Here is a 19,445-nt window from a genome sequence, read left to right as displayed (position 1 = left end):
TTATGATCAATGCAATTATTCGTTGGTCACTGAGCAACCGATTCCTAGTGTTGGTCGCGACCTTAGCCCTTGTATTAGGCGGACTTTACAGTGTAAAGAATACGCCTGTTGATGCGATTCCGGATCTTTCTGATGTGCAAGTGATCATCAAGACAAGCTATCCGGGTCAAGCTCCTCAAGTCGTCGAGGATCAAGTTACTTACCCACTCACCACCGCCATGCTTGCCGTGCCGGGTGCTGAGACGGTTCGTGGCTACTCTTTCTTTGGTGATTCTTACGTTTATATCATTTTCAACGATGATACCGACATGTACTGGGCACGTTCACGCGTGTTGGAGTACTTGAGCCAAGTAGCACCAAAGCTGCCACCGAACGCAAAACCAACCCTAGGTCCTGATGCAACGGGCGTGGGCTGGGTTTACAGCTACGTATTACAAGACAAAACTGGCAAGCATGATTTGGCGGATCTTCGCAGCCTGCAAGATTGGTTCTTGAAGTACGAATTGCAAACCGTTGATGGCGTTTCTGAAGTTGCTACCGTGGGCGGCATGGTGAAGCAGTATCAAGTGCAGATTGACCCTGCCAAGCTTCGTGCTTACAACCTCACTCTGCAACAAGTGAACATGGCAATCCAAAACGGTAACCAAGAAACCGGCGCGTCCGTTATCGAAGTGGCCGAAGCCGAGCACATGGTTCGTACCACGGGTTACCTAACCAGCATTGAAGACATAAAATCACTGCCGCTAAAAGTCACCGAGAAAGGCACGCCGTTGCTATTAGGTGATATCGCAGACATTAACCTTGGCCCACAAATGCGCCGTGGTATCTCAGAGCTGAATGGCGAAGGTGAAGCGGTAGGTGGTGTTATCGTGATGCGCTTTGGTGAAAACGCCAGTGAAGTGATTGCGAAAGTCAAAGACAAACTCGCAGACCTACAACGCAGCCTGCCAGAAGGCGTGGAAATTGTTGCAACCTACGACCGCTCTACCCTTATCGATTCAGCGGTAGAAAACCTATGGAAGAAGCTTGCAGAAGAGTTCATCGTCGTTGCGATTGTGTGCGCGTTGTTCTTATTCCACATTCGTTCTTCGTTGGTTATCGCTCTGAGCCTACCGGTCGGCATTCTCACTGCGTTTATCGTAATGCATTGGCAAGGCATCAACGCCAACATCATGTCCTTGGGTGGTATTGCGATTGCCATCGGTGCCATGGTGGATGGTGCAATCGTGATGATTGAAAACGTTCATAAGCACATTGAACGAACGCCACTGACCGACAAAAACCGCTGGCAAGTAATAGGTAAAGCCGCAGAAGAGGTCGGCGCACCGCTGTTCTTCTCGTTGCTGATCATTACTCTTAGCTTCGTACCGGTGTTCGCCTTAGAAGGCCAAGAAGGCAAGATGTTCTCGCCGCTTGCGTTCACTAAGACGTACGCCATGGCAGCGGCAGCAGGTTTGGCAATCACACTCGTCCCTGTGCTTATGGGCTACTTCATTCGCGGTAAGGTGTTACCGGAACACAAAAACCCGGTTAACCGTGGCTTGGTCGCGTTGTACCGCCCACTGTTGAACACCAGCTTAAAATACCCTAAGACCATGATTGTTATCGCATTAGGTCTAATGGCATCGGCTTACTACCCAACCAGTAAACTGGGTAGCGAGTTCATCCCGCCGCTGGATGAAGGCGACTTGATGTACATGCCAACGACCTATCCGGGTATCTCAATTGGTAAGGCGCGTGAGCTTCTACAGCAAACCAACAAACTGATCAAAACCGTTCCAGAAGTGAAAACCGTATGGGGCAAAATTGGCCGAGCTGAGACCGCAACCGATCCAGCGCCACTCACCATGATTGAAACCGTGATTCAGTTGAAGCCACGCGATCAATGGCGCGAAGGGGTCACAACCGAGTCACTGCGCAAAGAGTTCGACAAACTGGTTCAGTTCCCTGGTCTTACTAACGCTTGGGTAATGCCGATCAAAACGCGTATCGACATGCTGGCAACGGGCATCAAAACCCCTATCGGCATTAAAATCGCGGGCCCTGATCTGAAAGTGATTGAGAAGATCGGTTCTCAGTTGGAGCCAATTCTTAACGACGTACAAGGCACGGCATCGGTTTATGCAGAACGTGTAGCAGGTGGTCGTTATGTCACGATCGACATTAAACGTCGTGCCGCAGCGCGTTATGGCTTAAGCATCAAAGACGTTCAACAAGTGATCTCCACTGCGGTGGGTGGCATGAATGTGGGTGAAACCATTGAAGGCTTGGAGCGTTACCCAATCAACGTTCGTTACCCACAAGACTACCGCGACTCAGTGGTTAAACTGCAAAACCTACCATTGGTGACACCAAATGGCGCTCGTATTGCGCTGGCTGATGTAGCGGACATTCGTTACGAAGACGGCCCTCCGATGATCAAGACGGAAAACGCGCGTCCAAACGGCTGGGTGTTTGTCGATATCGATGGTCGTGACCTTGGCTCTTACGTCGTGGAAGCACAGCAAGTCGTGGCTGATCAATTGGAGCTTCCTGCGGGTTACTCGCTGGCTTGGTCTGGTCAATACGAATACATGGAACGTGCGAAAGATCGCTTGAGTGTCGTGGTACCAATCACCATCGCCATCATTATGCTACTGCTTTACTTCAGCTTCCGTCGTGTCGGCGAAGTAATGATCATCATGCTTACGCTACCACTCGCTATGGTCGGTGGTTTGTGGCTCATGCATATCCTCAACTACAACTTCTCGATTGCCGTCGGGGTCGGCTTTATTGCCCTAGCAGGCGTCGCGGTTGAAATTGGGGTCATCATGCTCGTCTACCTCAACCAAGCATGGCACTACAAAAAGCTGGATGCGGAAGAGAGCCAACAGAAGCTTGAGACGAAAGACCTAACCGATGCCATTCGTGAAGGTGCAGGCCTGCGTGTTCGCCCAGTAATGATGACGGTACTGACGGTCATTATTGGTCTGATTCCGATCATGTACGGCGAAGGTACAGGATCAGAAGTAATGCAACGTATCGCCGCACCAATGATTGGTGGTATGGCATCGGCACTGCTGCTGACGCTGTTGGTGCTTCCAGCCATCTTCAAGCTGTGGAAACAACGTGAGTTGCGTCATAGCAATGCGACTAATCACCAAGCTAGCACACAAGCTAGTGATGTAAACAACAAGGCTTAATCCCTACCTTCCCCTCAATCAATTCGTTTGAGGGGAAGCAACCAAGTTAATAATGAATTAAAACAAGGATATAAAAATGAAAAAGACACTAATCACTCTTGCTCTAGCCCTAACAACAACGACTGCATTTGCCCAAGTGGATCATTCAAACATGGACCACGCGAACATGGATCATAGCAACATGAAGCATGAAAATATGGACCACGGCAGCATGAAGATGGACCACAGTAAAATGGACCATTCAAACATGATGGATATGCCGGGCATGTCGGCAGTTGGTATGCCAGCAAAAGGGGCAAAGCCAGACAAGGTGGTACACGTTATCTTGGGTGATGACATGACCATCAAGTTCAAAAAAGACGTTAAAATTGAGCCAAACGATGTGGTGCAATTTGTGGTCATGAACACCGGTAAGATCAACCACGAGTTTACGATTGGTTCGGCTAAAGAGCAGCTAGAACATCGCGAAATGATGAAGACAATGAGTGGCGATCACATGCATGACTCAGGCAACGCAGTTACGGTAGAACCAGGTAAAGCGAAGCAATTACTGTGGCACTTCCACGGTGACAACAAGGTTGAGTTCGCGTGCAACATTCCGGGCCATGCAGAATCGGGCATGGTTAAAAAGATTGAACTGTAAGTAATTATCCAACTAGACAAAGGAGCTGATGATTCAGCTCCTTTTATTTCTCTGGATCAAACTATTCGTTAGCTCATGATAAGAAATTCTGAGCCAGTGTCTCACGCTAAGATATTTTTATGACCGAATCACCGACGTAATATATAAGCCAAACTACGGGCCTTGATAGCAACACTCTTCTCCTCATATTGAGACCGTATTAGCGTATTGCAAAGAATCCTACATAAAATAGACATAGATTTAACAGTGTTTAGAGTATTGGCTCGTTATAGTTTACGTGACATCGCTACGGTGCGAACTAAAACTAAAATTGAAGAACACGATCCATGAAAAAGTTATTTTTGTTGGCTGGGCTAATGGTTTGCTCAACCCTAAGTTACGCGTCCCAACTGAATGAGGACATTTCTCTCCTCGAGCAACAAACCTCAAGCAGAATTGGGGTGTCAGTTTGGGATACCCAAGCAGACGAGCGTTGGGACTACCGTGGCGATGAACGCTTCCCACTCATGAGCACATTCAAAACCCTAGCTTGTGCCAAAATGCTAAGTGATATGGACAGCGGTAAGCTAAGTAAGAATGCGACCGCAAAAGTCGATGAGCGCAGTATCGTTGTATGGTCTCCAGTGATGGATAAGCTCGCAGGCCAAAACACACGCATAGAGCACGCGTGTGAAGCCGCTATGTTAATGAGTGATAATACTGCAGCCAACTTGGTATTAAATGAAATTGGCGGCCCTAAAGCCGTAACAATGTTTCTGCGAACAATTGGAGATAAAGCAACGCGCCTAGACAGAATAGAACCTCGCTTGAACGAAGCCACACCAGGCGACAGCCGCGACACAACCACACCTAACGCCATACTAAACACTCTTCGAACTTTGGTCGAAGGCGAAACGTTGTCTTATGAGTCTCGTGTACAATTAAAAATCTGGATGCAGGACAACAAAGTTTCAGACTCGTTAATGCGTTCTGTATTACCAACAGGTTGGTCTATTGCAGACCGTTCTGGTGCGGGTGGTCATGGTTCGCGTGGCATTAACGCGATTATATGGAAGGAAAATCATCGACCTGTTTACATTAGTATTTATGTCACAGAAACCGAGCTCTCACTTCAAGCTAGGGACCAGCTCGTTGCGCAGATAAGTCAGTTGATTTTACAAAAGTACAAAGACAATTAAGTCTCTACTCACCTGACCCCATTTGTATCCTTTTCTAGCCCTTCTCTTCCAGAAGGGCTCATTCTGTACTTCCATCTTAAAAACACCACTTATTGAGTAATGACTTACTTATAAATAGGTATAAGATTTACTTATTTAGGGTGAGTTAACGCCCACATTAAGCAACCAAATGCACACAAACGGCGATAATTAAACCATACTCTTACCAAGAAGCACATTTTCTACAAAATAGCTTCACGTAATTTATTGTTGGTATTTGCAACATTGCCAAGGAGATGTCTATTGAGACTTGAAAGAACTTTTAACCCTGATGACTTATCGATGCAAAACATGGAAAGTCCGATATGTATGCCGATAGGGTTTGTTCACTTTTTAGCTCAATCGGAAACACTACAGCAAGTACTTGATACGGTGGCAGAATGGATAAATCGTATATTTAATTCTGACCGTGCGAGTATCACACTTTATGAAAACAATGATCATCTAAAGGTCTACTCTTTCTCTGGTAGTAAAGCGATTCCCGCTGAATTTTTAGTGCCCATTCATCAAGCGTTTGTTGGCCGAGTGTTCAAAAAGCAACAACTGATGATCTGCGATGATGTTACGCAATCTGATGAGATCGATTGTATGATGCTCGCATCCAATGGTATGGGTACGTGTATGGACGCGCCTTTAATGCACGGTAAAGTCTGCCTAGGAACGCTTAATGTTGCGCATCATCAAACGCACATTTACACAAACGAACAAGCGGCACAGCTTCAGTGCATCGCTAATTGGATTGCTTTAAACATTGCCCTTCATATACAGATTATGAAGATGGAGCACCTCGCCACGACGGATGATCTAACAGGTATTCCAAACCGCAGAGAGTTCATGCGACAAATCGAAAGCCGCCTAAATGAATACCGAACCCAGGGCATTGACTTCCATGTTGCTATTTTAGATCTCGACAATTTTAAAAGCCTCAATGACCGATTTGGTCATGACGCAGGCGATAAATCACTGATCCATGCAGTTAATACTATTAAAAGTCATCTACTTGATTGTGACTTACTTGCCAGAGTTGGCGGTGAAGAGTTTGCCATCGTATTAAGAAGTCGCTCATCACAGCAAGCTCTAGACACATTAGAAACGATTCGTAATGCACTAGAAACGACGACCGTTCAACATTCAGGTTGTGATATGAGCTTCACCGCGAGTATTGGGGTAACTCAAGTCTGTCGTCTCGACGACTCATTTGAACCATTAGTTAAACGCGCCGACTTAGCACTTTACAAGGCAAAAGAAACTGGAAGAAATCGCGTTGAGTTTCATATTGGTGAAGAAAGGTAGAAAAAATAAAAAAAGGTAGCGACTCATTGCGCTACCTTTTATCGATTCTAACCCGCTTAAAATAACTAATACGAACTTTAAGCCAGTTAAAAATAAGAATGAGCAAATTTAATTATGCTTTCTTAAGATCTTTAGCTGGGTAAGTTAGTGTTTTTTCGCCTGCTTTTACATGTGTGTAAAAACCGCCACTGCTTAAACCTGTAACAATCATTTCGCCAAGATCGATACCTTTAGTCGCTACTACTACGTCACCGATTGAAAACATATTGAATACCTTGTTTGTTTAGATTAAGACACTAAGTCGTTGCGCGGTATTTAATACGATATTAGGCAAAGCACCTAATCGAGTTTTTTATCGTAAAGATTAATTTATATTTGTCGTGAACTCTAAGTTTCCACATTGAAAATCACAGGATATTTTCCAAAAAAAGATGCGCTATTCTTGTGAAATACGGTAATATTTTCTAGCATCAAGTGCGGAGGTATTCTCCGCCCTCATTGGAGAAAAATGATGAAGAAAGGCCTAAAAATGCGTGCATTAGAGCGTTCTGATTTGCGCTTTATTCATGAACTGAATAACAACCGAAATATCATGGCCTACTGGTTCGAAGAACCTTACGAGTCTTATGACGAGCTCGAAGAACTTTATCGAAAACATATACATGATGACGCTGAAAGGCGTTTTGTCGTCGAAGATGAAGACGGCATCGTAATTGGCTTAGTTGAGCTGATCGAGATTAACTACATTCACCGCAGCGCGGAATTTCAGATAATCATCGCCCCAGAGCATCAAGGCCGAGGTTATGCGACAGAGATGATTAATCGTGCGTTAGATTACTCATTCTCAATTCTTAATCTACGTAAAATCTACTTATTAGTCGCAGTGGATAACGAAGTCGCTATTCACTTATACAAAAAGTGCGGCTTTATCGAAGAAGGTCACCTTGTAGAAGAATACTTTATTAACGGCGCTTACAGCGATGTTAAGCGCATGTATATATTAAAACACCAGTACCAGAAAAAGATCGAAGAAAACAACTCAATTCACTAGTTCATTCTATCAAAGTAAAAACGCAGCTATTTGGGCTGCGTTTTTATTTATTCAAATTGATATTGATATGATAATACGATGCGCTTGTCTGCTTCATCCAAATAGGTGTTGTTGTCCATGCCAAACGTCATTACGTTAAAAGAGTGGCGTTTGCTCACGAGGTAACCAAGACCAATACCACCAAAGAAGCCTTTGTAGTTCTCTCCTTCACTGTTTTCTGAGCCGTAAGTGCCTGCTGCAAAGCTGATTAACGTCAGCTCTTTGGTAAACGATTTCAGCGCAAATGCACCAACGTAACCGCTACTGCCTGAAGAGCTCATCATATTGAAGCCATTCTCTGCACTTGGCGTACCCGTAAAGTTAGGCTCGCTACAGAGACTACTTTCTGCACCGTCACAAACAGGAACATCACCAGTGTTGTACGTATAGCCTGCCATTGGGAAAATTTGGAAGCCTGCTGGCTCAATCCCGAAATAACTTAGCGGCATAAAGGTACCAACGCTGTAGTTGGTTTGATCCGCGCCGTTTACGTATTCATTTTTACCGAAGTTGAAGTTCACGATACCGACCGGAAACAACCACGAGCCACCAATACGCCACTCGCTCGCATCATCATTGATACGCAGGTTAATTTTGCGCGCTTGGTCAAGCGCAAGTGAGCCCGAGAATGAGATGTTTTGATCATCAAAATCGTAGTTGTTTGCGTAAGACGCGCCAAATTTCGTGATGACTTTTGTTGGGTCATCCGCCAACTTGTTTTTATTGTCTTTTACTCGATGCTCGGCACCATGAGCCAGCGTACTAACCAACAAAGTTATACACACTAACGCTAGTTTATTTTTCATTTTTTAGTCCTTTGAGATGTTGAATACCCGCACTTAGCTGCGCAGATACTTTTTGAATCATCACTCACTGGATGTGACAGAAGCGCCCTAACTACCTTAGATGGTGTGACAGCATCCAGTGCAGGTAGTTAGGGTAGAATGGCCTGTAAGGAAGGCGTTTTAGCGATTAGGAATGATTAGTTTTTCCAGTTGTAGCTCATGCTCATGAAGTACAGCGCAGGCTCATCAAAACCAGCTTGTAAGCGTGGCGTTTCTGACGATTCCATCAAGATCGCTTCAAACGCGAAACCAATTGAGTTTTCTGAATCCAATTTGTAATCAATGCCTGTACCAATGCGGTACGCCTTGCCAGTAGGAACGGTAATGTCACCGTTTGATTGGCTTTCATACATGCTGGTATCGAATGCAAAACCTGCATTCCACATCATTTTTTCATTCAGTTTGTACTGAGTACCCAATGCGATTTGGTAAGTGTCTTGTGTCTCTACGCCCAGCGTGGTTGTGTATTCGCTCCAGTCTTGCCAGTTCACGTTCCACATCACCGCTAGGTCATCATTCACTTCATGGTAAGCACTGAAGATCAGTTGTTGTGGAGCAATGGAGTTACTCTTGTCGAATTCAAATTCGGTTTCAGAAGAGTAAGACAGGCCAAGACGAGTGCCTGGTGTTGCTTCATAAAGCACACCTACTCGGCCGTTGAGCTGAGTATCTTGGTCTTCGTCATTGAAGTTCAAGGCTCCCTTCGTTTCTACTTCATACATACCGTACTGAATGCCAAGCGCCGCACCCACAGACCAGTGATCATTGATGCGGTAAGAAGCGGAAGGTTGAATGGTCAAGGCTTGCGTCGTTGCTGTAGGAATATCTAAATGATCACCCAAAAGACCTTCGTACTCGAGGCCAAGACCGTAGTTGCCATACAGACCAATACCCAGCGTCCATTTGTCGTTCACTTGTTGGCTGTAAAATGCCGACGCCATAGGAACAAAACCAATCACGTTGCCCGCATCGCCAGTCATCGTGTCTAGTTGCGCGTCACCGTAAAGGCCAATCAGGTTACCAGAGAAAGATTTACCAGAAACATTCGCCAGACCAGCCGGGTTTGCTGCCATTACTGAGGCATCTTGCGCACGAGCCGCCATACCAGCGGATGCCAAACCAATATCCGATGCTGTTGTTTCGTAAAGGTATAACCCACCCGCTTGCGCAGCAGCACAAGTCAGTAGAGAACTCGCTACGACGATTTTTGAAAGATTTTTCATGTTAAAACCTATTATTGTTAGGGGAACCCACGCTGCGACGGTGGTTGTATATCAATGAAAGGCATTGGCCAATCGCACACAGCGTGGGGATGTTGTGGAGTCAGTTGAAATCAGCGTTATTGCTCGCTCACCTCAAGTTCAGTGGGTTTCTTTCGCTTAAACTTCTCGCGCAGAGATTGCATCATCACGAAGAACACTGGCGTCAGTAACGTGCCTACAAACGTAGAGAGAATCATGCCGCCGAATACTGCAAAGCCCAGTGAGTGACGAGATGCCGCACCGGCACCCGATGCAATCACCAACGGGAATACCCCCCAGATGAAGGCAAATGCAGTCATCTGTACTGCACGGAAACGGATTCGAGCAGCTTCTTTGGCAGCATCAATGATGGATAAGCCCTTTTCTTCTCGCAGAACTTTGGCAAATTCCACGATAAGAATCGCCACTTTGGCGGACATACCGATCAAGATGACCACACCAATTTGCACGTACAAGTCGAACGGTTGTCCAACCAGCAGTAGCGTGCCCATTGCGCCGAGAATCGCGACTGGAACCGCCATCATTACTGCAGCAGGAATGGTCCAACTTTCGTACTGAGCCACCAAGAACAAGTAGGTGAACAGCAAAGACAATGCGAACGCGATTGGTGCCATGTTGCCTGCTTTCATCTCTTGGTAAGTCATGCCTGACCACTCGTACGAGTAACCACTTGGCAAAGATTCTGCAGCCAGTTTTTCAATGGCTTTTACAACATCACCCGAGCTGTAGCCTGGCGCTGGCGCACCGTTCACGGTTGCAGAACTGAACATGTTGTAGTTCGACAAAGTATCAGGGCCGAAGATCGGCTTCACTTTCACTAGCGTTGCCAGTGACACCATTTTTCCAGAGCTTGAGCGAACAAACAGATGGTTGATGTCGTCGATGTTGTCACGGTATTGCTCTTCTGCTTGCACTTTCACTTGGTACGAACGACCAAACAAGTTGAAGTCAGAAATGTATGCACCGCCCAACTGTGCTTGCAGTGTGCTGAAGATTTCATTCAACGGTACGCCCATCGAAATCGCTTTATCGCGATCAATATCGATGTAACGTTGCGGAATATTCGCACGGAAAATCGAGAACGCACGTGCCACTTCAGGCAGTTGGTTGATTTGGGCAACAAAATCAGCGGTTGTTTTTGCCAACTCTTGTGGAGAACGGCCCAAGTTGTCCTGCAGCACAAGGTTGAAACCATCCACCGCACCCATACCTTTGATTGCCGGCGTCGCGAAAACGAACGAAGCGGCATCTGGCGTTAAGTTCAGCATTTGGTTAACTTTATTCATCAATGCGCGTTGGTGTAGTTCAGGGTCTTTACGTTTGCTCCAGTTATCCAGTTTGATGATCAACATGCCCGAGTTTGGAATCGACGCCATGTTAATTACCGAGAAGCCCGCAACCGAAACCACGTTCTCCACACCTTCCATCTGTTTTAGCTCATCAACGTACTTCTTCATTAATGGTGCAGTACGCTGCAATGCTGCTGCGTCTGGCAAACGCATTTCGACCATGAACACGCCTTTATCTTCGTTCGGAACGAAAGAAGAAGGTACGGTCATGAACGCAAATGCCAGCACCGCAATAAGCGCGCCATACACACCGATACTCAGCACAATGCGGCGGCTCAAGAAGCCAACTAAACCTTGGTATTTGCGCGTTATTGCTTCAAAACCTCGGTTAAACGCACGCAAAGGCGCAATAGGTTGCGAGTGAGTAGATTTCAACATCAACGCACAAAGCGCTGGCGTTAACGTTAATGCGTTGATCGCAGAGATCAGCACCGATACACAGATGGTGACCGCGAACTGGTTGAACATTCGACCAGAAATACCCGGCAATAGCGCAACCGGTACAAATACCGCCAACAAAATAAGCGTTGTTGCCAATACTGGCCCTGTCACTTCTTTCATAGCTTGGATCGTGGCCGGAATCGGATCTAAATGCTCTTCATGGATAACCCGCTCCACGTTCTCCACCACGATGATCGCATCGTCCACCACGATACCGATGGCGAGGATCAAGCCAAACAACGAGATCGTGTTAATGGTCATGCCCATCACACCCATGATTGCGAACGTCGCAATAATGGAAACCGGAATCGCTAAGGTTGGAATGATCGTCGCTCGCCAGTTCTGCAAGAAAATGTACACAACGAAGGTGACAAGAAGTACCGCAATCACCAGCGTCTCATACACTTCATCAATCGATGTCTCTACGTATTCGGTAGAGTCATACGCGATGTCGTAGACCAAATCATCTGGGAACGATTTCTCGTACTCTTTCATGGCCTCTTTCACGCGTTCCATCACGTCTAGCGCGTTCGCTGTCGGCAACTGGTACAATGCCAGAACGGCTGCTGGTTGGTTATTCATACGACCATCAGCTTCATAACCTTGTGCGCCAACTTCCACACGAGCAACATCTTTCAAGCGAATCAAAGAACCTTTCTTGCTCGCACGAATGATGATGTTCTCGAACTCTTCAGTAGACGTAAGACGACCTTTGGCTTGCAGAACGTATTGATATTGCTGGTCCCCTGAAGCTGGCATACCACCGATCTTACCCGCCGCCACTTGGATGTTTTGCGTTTTAATTGCGCCAATAACATCGCTAGCAGAAAGCTTCAAGGTAGCCAGTTTATTTGGGTTCAACCAAATTCGCATTGAGTAGTCTTTCTTACCCAGCAGCGTAATGTCACTCATACCTTCGATACGTTTTAGACGCTCGACAATATTGAGATCCGCGTAGTTAGAAAGGTAGATACTGTCGTGAGACTGTTTCGGAGAACGCAGTGTGATAACGCCCAGCATGTCGGAAGATTTCTTCTTAACCGTCACACCGATTTGGTTTACTTCTTGTGGTAGAGACGACGTCGCCTGTGCCACCAAGTTGTTCACACGAACCTGCACCATATCGCCATCTGCGCCCACTCGGAAGTAAATACGCAATGTGTATGAGCCATCGTTACCAATCACAGAAGACATGTAAATCATGTCTTCAACGCCGTTGACTTTGGCTTCTATCGGTTGTGCTACGGTCTTTTTAACCACGTCCGCGTTTGCACCCGGATACATGGTGCTCACCGTAATTACCGTTGGGGAGATTTGAGGATACTCAGAAATTGGCAAGACTTTCAGGGCGATCATACCCATCAATGTCATCGCCAGTGAGATCACCAAAGCAAACTTCGGCCGGTGAATGAAAAATTTACTCAACATCAGTACTCACTCAGCCTTGTTCACTCTGTAGCTCAACGTCTTTCACCGTTGCACCCGGACGCACTTTTTGTAGACCATTGACGATGACTTTTTCGTTAGCCGCCAAGCCAGTCAGCACAGCACGTTTCACACCGTAGGTCTGACCGAGTTCAACGTTACGACGAGACACCACGTGATCATCACCAACCACCATGACGTAGTCACCCGCTTGGTCTTGCTGAACAGCCGCCGATGGGATAAGCAAACCATCAATGGTTTTGTTGCGCAACTTGATGGTCAAGTTGCCATATTCACCCGGCATAAGCGCGTAAGTTGGGTTATCGAATTGTGCTTCTGCTCGAATTGAGCCTGTTTCTAAATCGATCTTGTTGCCAACGGCGTAGATCTTGCCATCAAGTGGATACAATGAACCGTCTGAAAGCGTCAGTGTTAAATCAACATCCAGTTTGTCATCGTTACGATGAGCCACATCAATGGCACTTCTTACTCGGCGGTAGAGCTTCTCATCCACATCAAAGCCAAAGCGAATTGGGTCGATTTGAGTGATCGAAACAAGAGGAACGAGTTGAATTTTCGAAATACGGTCACCCACTCGGAAGTTGCTGAAACCCACGCGGCCAGAGAAAGGAGCACGCACAGAGCTAAATTCAAGATCGAGCCTTGCTGAAACCAGCGTCGCTTTCGCCTCTTCTACCGAGGCAATCGCTGCGGCGTGCGCAGCAATGGCGTCATCGTATTGCTGCTCACTGATGCTTTTATCTTTGATGAGTTTCTTCACACGTTCTGCATCACGCGTAGTTTGAACGAGTTGTGCTTTTGCTTTTTGCAACGACGCTTTTGCATACGCCAGTGCCGCTTTGTAAGGACGGTCGTCGATTTCAAACAGCAATTGGCCTTTTTCGACCATATCGCCATCTTTAAAATGAATCGCGGTTAATTCGCCACCGACTCGAGGCATAATATCAACGTCATTTACCGCTTCAGTTCGACCGATAAAAGTATGATAAGGAGTGATTTTTGTTTCGGTTAGGGTAACGGTTTCAACAGAGGGTGCTTGGGCAGTTTTCGTTGCGATATCGCCAGTTTTGCATCCTGATAGTAATGCAGAAGATATAGCAATAGATACCAACGCAAATTTATATTTGGCTTTCATGATAAACCTACTTTATGTAGAAAGTGCCCTAGCCTAAATATTTAAATATATGGATAAACACACTTTCTATTCTGGAAATAAACGAGGGAGTTAGAATTGGTAGTTAAATTCGATACGGTGATCACCATCACCGAAATTAACGTGCTCATTCCAGTTTGCAAAGTAACGAATATTAGCGCGAGGATTAATTTGATAAGACAACGCAAACTCATGAGTTAAGATATTATCTTCACCCGCGTAATAAGTATCTTTATATTGACTAGACCCAGACAACGTATGCATATACATTGGGTTGTAGTTAATCCAGATTTTATCGGTTAATTCAATTTTTGAGTACATACCCACAACAGTGAAAGTACCTGGAATTTCATAACCTTTGTCATCACCACTAAAATCATTAGCAATAGTGACACCCGCACCAGCTAAAGGAAATAGCTGCAACATACCAAACTTAGGTAGACCTTGAATAAAGCTATAAGATGCATCTAATTTATCGTTATCAACGTCGTAGTTTACATCTAATTGACGGCCTAGACCTTTTGCGACTTCTACTTGGAAATTACGTAGTCTGAAAGAGTCAATGCTGTCATCAACGTTGGCATATATTGGATCGTCATTGTCGCGAATGCCAAATAGCTCACCACCAATGCCTTTCATTTCAATGATGTTCATCGCCATGGTACCAGGCTGGCTAGATTGGTAAGTTTGACCGATTTTGATGTTCGCGCCTTTATCAGTAATACCAAAGCCAGCTTGGGTGTATACCGCAAGTGGGTCAGACATATCTTGTAGTTCTTCGTTATTGTTTGTCTGCGCATAGGCAGAAGACGCGAGTTGTAGGGCTGCAACCATAATGGCAACAGACGGTTTCACTAAATTCATAAAACTGTATCCATTTTAATGATTATAAAATTATTCACGTCATGAGGTCATCATAAATAGCAAGCAACACAACTCGCTTTGGATAACATAAATTATCAAAGCAAATTCAATAATGACGAAACATTCGACGTTTTAATTAAAATAAAATAAAGCATCGTAAAAGTTCAATCACCGCTACTTATATCTTATATAACTTGAAATTTGGTAATACCAATGAAGAAGGAAATATTAAAACTTATGAAAATTCAATTATCATTAGAACAAATGATTAATTAATTTTACCATATAAATAGAGAGTGCAATGGATTTAGGTGATCGCGATCAATGTTTCATTTCGATCGTACAACACTCTTCAGATTAATTAGAACATTATAATAATTTAAAAAACCTTAGTTTGATTAGCCTAGCATCAGATTAGAATAGTAGGCCTATAATAAATAAAAAGGGAGTCACTCTCTGTGATTCCCTTTTATTATCGAGCGATAAAGCGCCGATGCGTTTCGATAACTAAAACGCAAACAATTCGCACTATTGCAGTTTCTCTATTCCCATATTGAACAGTGCAAAACTATAAATATCTGCATTTGTCTCAATTATTTTACGCGTTGGTGTGCCTGCACCATGTCCTGCATTGGTTTCGATGCGAATTAAGATCGGATTTGAACCCGCTTGCTTCGATTGCAACTCAGCTGCAAATTTGTATGAGTGAGCAGGAACAACACGGTCATCATGATCACCGGTTGTAATCAATGTTGCTGGGTATTCCACCCCTGCTTTTACATTGTGCACCGGCGAATAACTTTTCAGATATTGGAACATCTCTTTACTTTGCTCTGCCGTGCCGTAGTCATACGCCCAACCAGCACCTGCGGTAAAAGTATGGTAACGCAGCATATCCAGTACGCCGACTGCTGGCAGCGCCACTTTAAACAGCTCTGGACGTTGCGTCATAACGGCCCCTACTAACAAGCCACCATTCGAACCACCGTTAATGGCTAACTTGTTTGATGACGTTACCTCTTCATCAATTAGGAATTCAGCCGCAGCAATAAAGTCATCAAACACATTTTGCTTTTGCATTTGAATGCCAGCGTTGTGCCATTCTTTGCCATATTCCCCACCACCACGAATGTTCGCTACCGCGTAAACACCACCAAGCTCTAACCAAGCCGCACGTGTCGGGCTAAAAGATGGCGTGAGGCTAATGTTGAAACCGCCATAACCATATAGGATGGTTGGTGCACTTCCGTCCATCGGTGTCCCTTTTTTATAGGTGATGATCATCGGCACTTTTGTTCCGTCTTTTGAGGTGTAAAACACCTGGCGAGATTCATACAAAACAGGGTCAAATGGCGCTTTAGATTTGTAGTACACCTCGCTATCACCATCTTTGATGTTCAGACGATAGGTAGTGCTTGGCATCTTGTAGTTGGTGAAAGAGTAGTAGACTTCGGTTTCTTCTTTTTTCCCCGAGAAACCGTATGCGCTGCCAATATCAGGCAATTTGATTTCTCGGATGAGTTTGCCGTTCATGTCGTATTGCTTCACCATCGAGATCGCATCAACAATATAGCTCGCAAACAAATTGCCACCCGCGGTAGAAACACGTAACACGTTCTTTGTTTCAGGAATCACATCTTTCCAGTTTTTGGGCTGCGGCTGACTTGCATCCACCGTCACGACGCGTTTGTTCGGCGCATTAAGGTTCGTAACCAAGTACAGTTTCGTGCCTTGGTTGTCTATCACCCAAGTATCAGAACTGGTGTTATCTAAAATGGTTTTGAGCGAGCTATTTGGCTTACTCAGGTCTTTGAAGAACAGTTTGTTGCCCGACGTCGATACGCTGGCTGAGATAAACAAGTAGCGTTCATCTTCCGACGTGTAACCCCCAACGTAGCGATACTTTTCGTCCTTTACACCACCGAAAATTAATTGGTCTTCACTTTGTTTCGTCCCTAGTTTATGAAAGTAGAGCTTGTGTTGGTCTGTCTTCGCGGAAAGTTCACTCCCTTTTGGCTTGTCATAACTTGAGTAATAGAAACCTTGATTGCCGAGCCAACTGATGCCGCTGAACTTAATATCCACCAGCGTTTCGCCGACGGGCTTTTTGGTTTCTGTGTCTAACACAATGACTTTGCGCCAATCGCTACCGCCTTCCGAAATGCTGTATGCAACCAAAGAACCATCACGTGAAAAGCTCACTCCCGCTAACGATGTGGTGCCATCTTCACTAAAAGTATTTGGATCGAGGAAAATTTCTGCTTCGCCATCACCTAACTGCCGATAAAGCACATCTTGGTTTTGTAGCCCGTCATTTTTGTAGAAATAAGTGAACTTACCCTCTTTGAACGGTTGGCTTTGCTTTTCGTAGTCCATGAGCTTAGTGATGCGCTCTTCAATCTGCTCGCGGTAAGGGATTTTCGACAGATAATCAAACGTCACTGCATTTTGTGCCTTAACCCATTCTGCGGTTTCTGGGCTGAGATCGTCTTCCAACCAGCGATAAGGATCACTCACTTTTGTACCAAAGTAGTCATCGACAACATCCACTTTTTGTGTGGTTGGATACGTGATGGTTTTCAGGGTTACCTGTTCAACCGACGATTGCGCCGCTTCATTTGCATACGCCACAGACAACACACTTCCGAGTGCGAGAGCCGTTGTGAGTGCTAGGGTGTTCTTTTTCATGAAATTCCTTTTTATTTTTCTGTTGTCTTTTTGTGCAATACATCAGAACTCTACTATATATCGACAAAATGAATCTAATTTCATTAAACGAGTTGTGAAAGCCATCCTAACTCCCTCATTTACTTCCAGTTCTACAAACTAGTAAGTGGAAGTGTAGAACTTGGGAACAATACTGAAGAGCTACGATGACGTTTACTCTCTTTCGTCTAAGTCAGCTCGATTTGGCGCAAAACCCCAGACTCAGAAGCGAAATCTTGGTCGTGACTAATCAGAACAAATCCACCTTTGTATACATTTAACGCCTGACTAAGCATTATTTTTGACTCGAGGTCGAGATGGTTATCTGGTTCATCAAGCAGCAGCAAAGGCTGAGAATTTTGGTGGCTGACTATCAGCATCGCGAGCTTCATCTTCTCGCCACCGCTCAGTAGGCGCCCCAATCGAAACACTGCATCTCGACGAAAACCGATCCCGGCCAATAAGGTCCTCGCTTCACTTTCCGTCATCTCTTGGCAGCTCTCCATTACGTTCTCAAGTAACGAAAGATTTGGATTCACTGCACCAAAATGTTGGTCGAGATAATACAAAGGCGTATTCACTTGCAACTCACCACTCTGCAACGATAACTCGCCAAGCAACGTCTTTAACAAGGTTGATTTTCCGCAGCCATTTCTCCCTTTGAGATGGACTTTGTCGTTCGCAAAAATCTGCAACGTGATAGGCGTAGAATTCCCAAAAGGTAATATACCTTCTTGTATCGACAACACTTTTCGCGAACGGTTCGGATTATCTGTAAGATAAAGCTTTTGCGCCTTGAGTTGCTCATGTCGCGATTGCAACGCCTGTTCTTTGGCTTGTAAATGCGCTTGTCTGAGTTGCTCATTCTTATTGCGATTTGAAGCGCTGGCGGTCGCGCTATCCTTTTTTCCATCAAGCAAAATTTTGGGCTGACTGCCGTCTTTGCGCAGTTTGTTCCCTTGCGCGGCGCGTTGGTCTGCTTTTTCGCGATTTTTCTGGGCTTGCTCGGCTAACCGTTTTTTCTGTTTATCGACTTGCGCTAACTGCCTCTCGACCGCTTGCAGTTCAGTGCGTTTTTTCTCGGCGTACACATCGTAATTTCCACCAAAAGCCTGTAAACCTAGGCCCGAGAGTTCCCAAATTTCCTCCATCTCTCGCAACAGCTCACGATCGTGACTGATGAGTAAAATCGCGCCGCTGAAATGCGTCATAGACTCTATCAGCCATTGTTTCGCCTCGGTATCGAAGTGATTGGATGGCTCATCGAGAATCAAAAGCTCCGCTTCGTTTTCAAATAACTGCCATAACTGCAAACGCGCCAACTGACCACCACTGAGCCGAGCACAAGAGAAATCAGGGTCTTGCGGCAAGCCCATCGCAGCAAGCTGCTGTTTGAGTTTCAGTTCAATATCCCACTGTTCGCCAACCAGTTCGAACCAATGCTCAGAAACATCACCTTGTTCAATCTGCTTCAAAGCATGTAAGGCCGAGTCTGTTCCCAGAAATTGGGCGATCGATTGCTGACCTGAAAGCAGATCAGACGGCTGCTGGCGATACATCATGAAAGAAGAGGGAGCAGTCACAACACCGCTGGCAGGCTGAATTTCTCCCGCTAAAATGGAAGCCAAAAGCGACTTGCCGATGCCATTGCGCCCAACCAAACCAACACGTCGTTTAGTCATGGAACAAGAAATAGACTGGAATAGCGTATCGCCATTATCAAACTGATGGCTAACATTAAAAGCTTGTAAAACCGGCATAATTTGCCTCCTGTATGACAGGGACAACAGCCGTAGCTATGATTTGAAATTGCAACAAAACGCGTGCACAAACGCATTAAGCTCTATGTAAAGTTCGACGATATACGTCAAATCAAAAAGTCGTCTTGTTGCAAAGAAATATCGGAAAGTGAGCTACGCCTACTAACCCTGCAGATCCAAAAAATAAGTAAAAA

Annotated in this window: 13 protein-coding genes; 5 read left to right on the top strand and 8 right to left on the bottom strand. The window is 45.3% G+C overall.

All coding sequences use genetic code 11. From position 1 onward, the window contains the following. The first annotated feature begins 2 nt into the window (after nt 1-2). The 4 genes from R7M92_RS07565 to R7M92_RS07550 all read left to right on the top strand — a co-directional run bounded on the left by R7M92_RS07565 (nt 3) and on the right by R7M92_RS07550 (nt 6,335). On the top strand, nt 3-3,182 hold the full coding sequence (locus R7M92_RS07565; RefSeq protein ID WP_115386747.1) for an efflux RND transporter permease subunit: 3,180 nt from the start codon (nt 3-5) through the stop codon (nt 3,180-3,182). 76 nt (nt 3,183-3,258) lie between these two features. Then, nucleotides 3,259-3,825: a copper-resistant cuproprotein CopI gene (gene copI, locus R7M92_RS07560; RefSeq protein WP_064376773.1), complete on the top strand. Its 567-nt coding sequence runs from the start codon at nt 3,259-3,261 to the stop codon at nt 3,823-3,825. 326 nt (nt 3,826-4,151) lie between these two features. Next, entirely contained in the window at nt 4,152-5,003 is an 852-nt protein-coding gene (locus R7M92_RS07555) for a carbenicillin-hydrolyzing class A beta-lactamase CARB-42 (protein ID WP_005375420.1), read from the top strand. Between the two features lie 282 nt (nt 5,004-5,285). Beyond that, entirely contained in the window at nt 5,286-6,335 is a 1,050-nt protein-coding gene (locus R7M92_RS07550; protein WP_021707655.1) for a sensor domain-containing diguanylate cyclase, read from the top strand. 112 nt (nt 6,336-6,447) lie between these two features. Here R7M92_RS07550 and R7M92_RS07545 read toward each other — a convergent pair whose 3' ends face one another. Then, nucleotides 6,448-6,600 (bottom strand): hypothetical protein, encoded by a 153-nt coding sequence (locus R7M92_RS07545; RefSeq protein ID WP_318133035.1) that lies wholly within the window; start codon nt 6,598-6,600, stop codon nt 6,448-6,450. Nucleotides 6,601-6,846: 246 nt separating this feature from the next. Here R7M92_RS07545 and speG point away from each other — a divergent pair, with 246 nt between their 5' ends. Further along, on the top strand, nt 6,847-7,386 hold the full coding sequence (gene speG / locus R7M92_RS07540) for a spermidine N1-acetyltransferase (RefSeq protein WP_005375417.1): 540 nt from the start codon (nt 6,847-6,849) through the stop codon (nt 7,384-7,386). 47 nt (nt 7,387-7,433) lie between these two features. Here the strand turns inward: speG and R7M92_RS07535 are convergent, their stop codons facing one another. The 7 genes from R7M92_RS07535 to R7M92_RS07505 form a co-directional block, all read right to left on the bottom strand. Beyond that, on the bottom strand, nt 7,434-8,231 hold the full coding sequence (locus tag R7M92_RS07535; RefSeq protein ID WP_186585167.1) for a hypothetical protein: 798 nt from the start codon (nt 8,229-8,231) through the stop codon (nt 7,434-7,436). A 176-nt stretch (nt 8,232-8,407) separates the two neighbouring features. Further along, nucleotides 8,408-9,493: an OmpP1/FadL family transporter gene (locus tag R7M92_RS07530; RefSeq protein ID WP_053303797.1), complete on the bottom strand. Its 1,086-nt coding sequence runs from the start codon at nt 9,491-9,493 to the stop codon at nt 8,408-8,410. 116 nt (nt 9,494-9,609) lie between these two features. Continuing rightward, nucleotides 9,610-12,750 (bottom strand): efflux RND transporter permease subunit VmeQ, encoded by a 3,141-nt coding sequence (gene vmeQ, locus R7M92_RS07525; RefSeq protein ID WP_318133032.1) that lies wholly within the window; start codon nt 12,748-12,750, stop codon nt 9,610-9,612. Between the two features lie 10 nt (nt 12,751-12,760). After that, the gene (vmeP, locus tag R7M92_RS07520; protein ID WP_005391278.1) at nt 12,761-13,903 is read right to left on the bottom strand and encodes an efflux RND transporter periplasmic adaptor subunit VmeP; all 1,143 of its coding nucleotides are present in this window, start codon (nt 13,901-13,903) and stop codon (nt 12,761-12,763) included. Nucleotides 13,904-13,993: 90 nt separating this feature from the next. Beyond that, a complete protein-coding gene (locus tag R7M92_RS07515; RefSeq protein ID WP_017635247.1) occupies nt 13,994-14,785 on the bottom strand; it encodes a hypothetical protein in 792 nt (263 codons plus the stop codon). A gap of 528 nt (nt 14,786-15,313) precedes the next feature. Further along, nucleotides 15,314-17,473 carry a prolyl oligopeptidase family serine peptidase gene (locus R7M92_RS07510; RefSeq protein ID WP_318133030.1) on the bottom strand — a complete coding sequence of 720 codons (2,160 nt, stop codon included), beginning with the start codon at nt 17,471-17,473 and terminating at the stop codon, nt 15,314-15,316. 206 nt (nt 17,474-17,679) lie between these two features. Then, the gene (locus tag R7M92_RS07505) at nt 17,680-19,251 is read right to left on the bottom strand and encodes an ATP-binding cassette domain-containing protein (RefSeq protein WP_318133028.1); all 1,572 of its coding nucleotides are present in this window, start codon (nt 19,249-19,251) and stop codon (nt 17,680-17,682) included. Between the last annotated feature and the right edge of the window lie 194 nt (nt 19,252-19,445).

Origin of the sequence: Vibrio sp. Vb2880, from assembly GCF_033337975.1 — a bacterium.
Taxonomy (GTDB): domain Bacteria; phylum Pseudomonadota; class Gammaproteobacteria; order Enterobacterales; family Vibrionaceae; genus Vibrio; species Vibrio alginolyticus.
The sequence above is the reverse complement of the archived record's forward strand: the minus strand, read 5'-3'. Positions and strand labels throughout refer to the sequence as shown.

Coding starts and splice junctions, on each gene's coding strand:
- R7M92_RS07565 (WP_115386747.1), top strand. CDS start 3: ATGATCAATGCAATTATTCGTTGGTCACTGAGCAACCGATTCCTAGTG.
- copI (WP_064376773.1), top strand. CDS start 3,259: ATGAAAAAGACACTAATCACTCTTGCTCTAGCCCTAACAACAACGACT.
- R7M92_RS07555 (WP_005375420.1), top strand. CDS start 4,152: ATGAAAAAGTTATTTTTGTTGGCTGGGCTAATGGTTTGCTCAACCCTA.
- R7M92_RS07545 (WP_318133035.1), bottom strand. CDS start 6,600: ATGTTTTCAATCGGTGACGTAGTAGTAGCGACTAAAGGTATCGATCTT.
- speG (WP_005375417.1), top strand. CDS start 6,847: ATGAAGAAAGGCCTAAAAATGCGTGCATTAGAGCGTTCTGATTTGCGC.
- R7M92_RS07535 (WP_186585167.1), bottom strand. CDS start 8,231: ATGAAAAATAAACTAGCGTTAGTGTGTATAACTTTGTTGGTTAGTACG.
- R7M92_RS07530 (WP_053303797.1), bottom strand. CDS start 9,493: ATGAAAAATCTTTCAAAAATCGTCGTAGCGAGTTCTCTACTGACTTGT.
- vmeQ (WP_318133032.1), bottom strand. CDS start 12,750: ATGTTGAGTAAATTTTTCATTCACCGGCCGAAGTTTGCTTTGGTGATC.
- vmeP (WP_005391278.1), bottom strand. CDS start 13,903: ATGAAAGCCAAATATAAATTTGCGTTGGTATCTATTGCTATATCTTCT.
- R7M92_RS07515 (WP_017635247.1), bottom strand. CDS start 14,785: ATGAATTTAGTGAAACCGTCTGTTGCCATTATGGTTGCAGCCCTACAA.
- R7M92_RS07510 (WP_318133030.1), bottom strand. CDS start 17,473: ATGAAAAAGAACACCCTAGCACTCACAACGGCTCTCGCACTCGGAAGT.
- R7M92_RS07505 (WP_318133028.1), bottom strand. CDS start 19,251: ATGCCGGTTTTACAAGCTTTTAATGTTAGCCATCAGTTTGATAATGGC.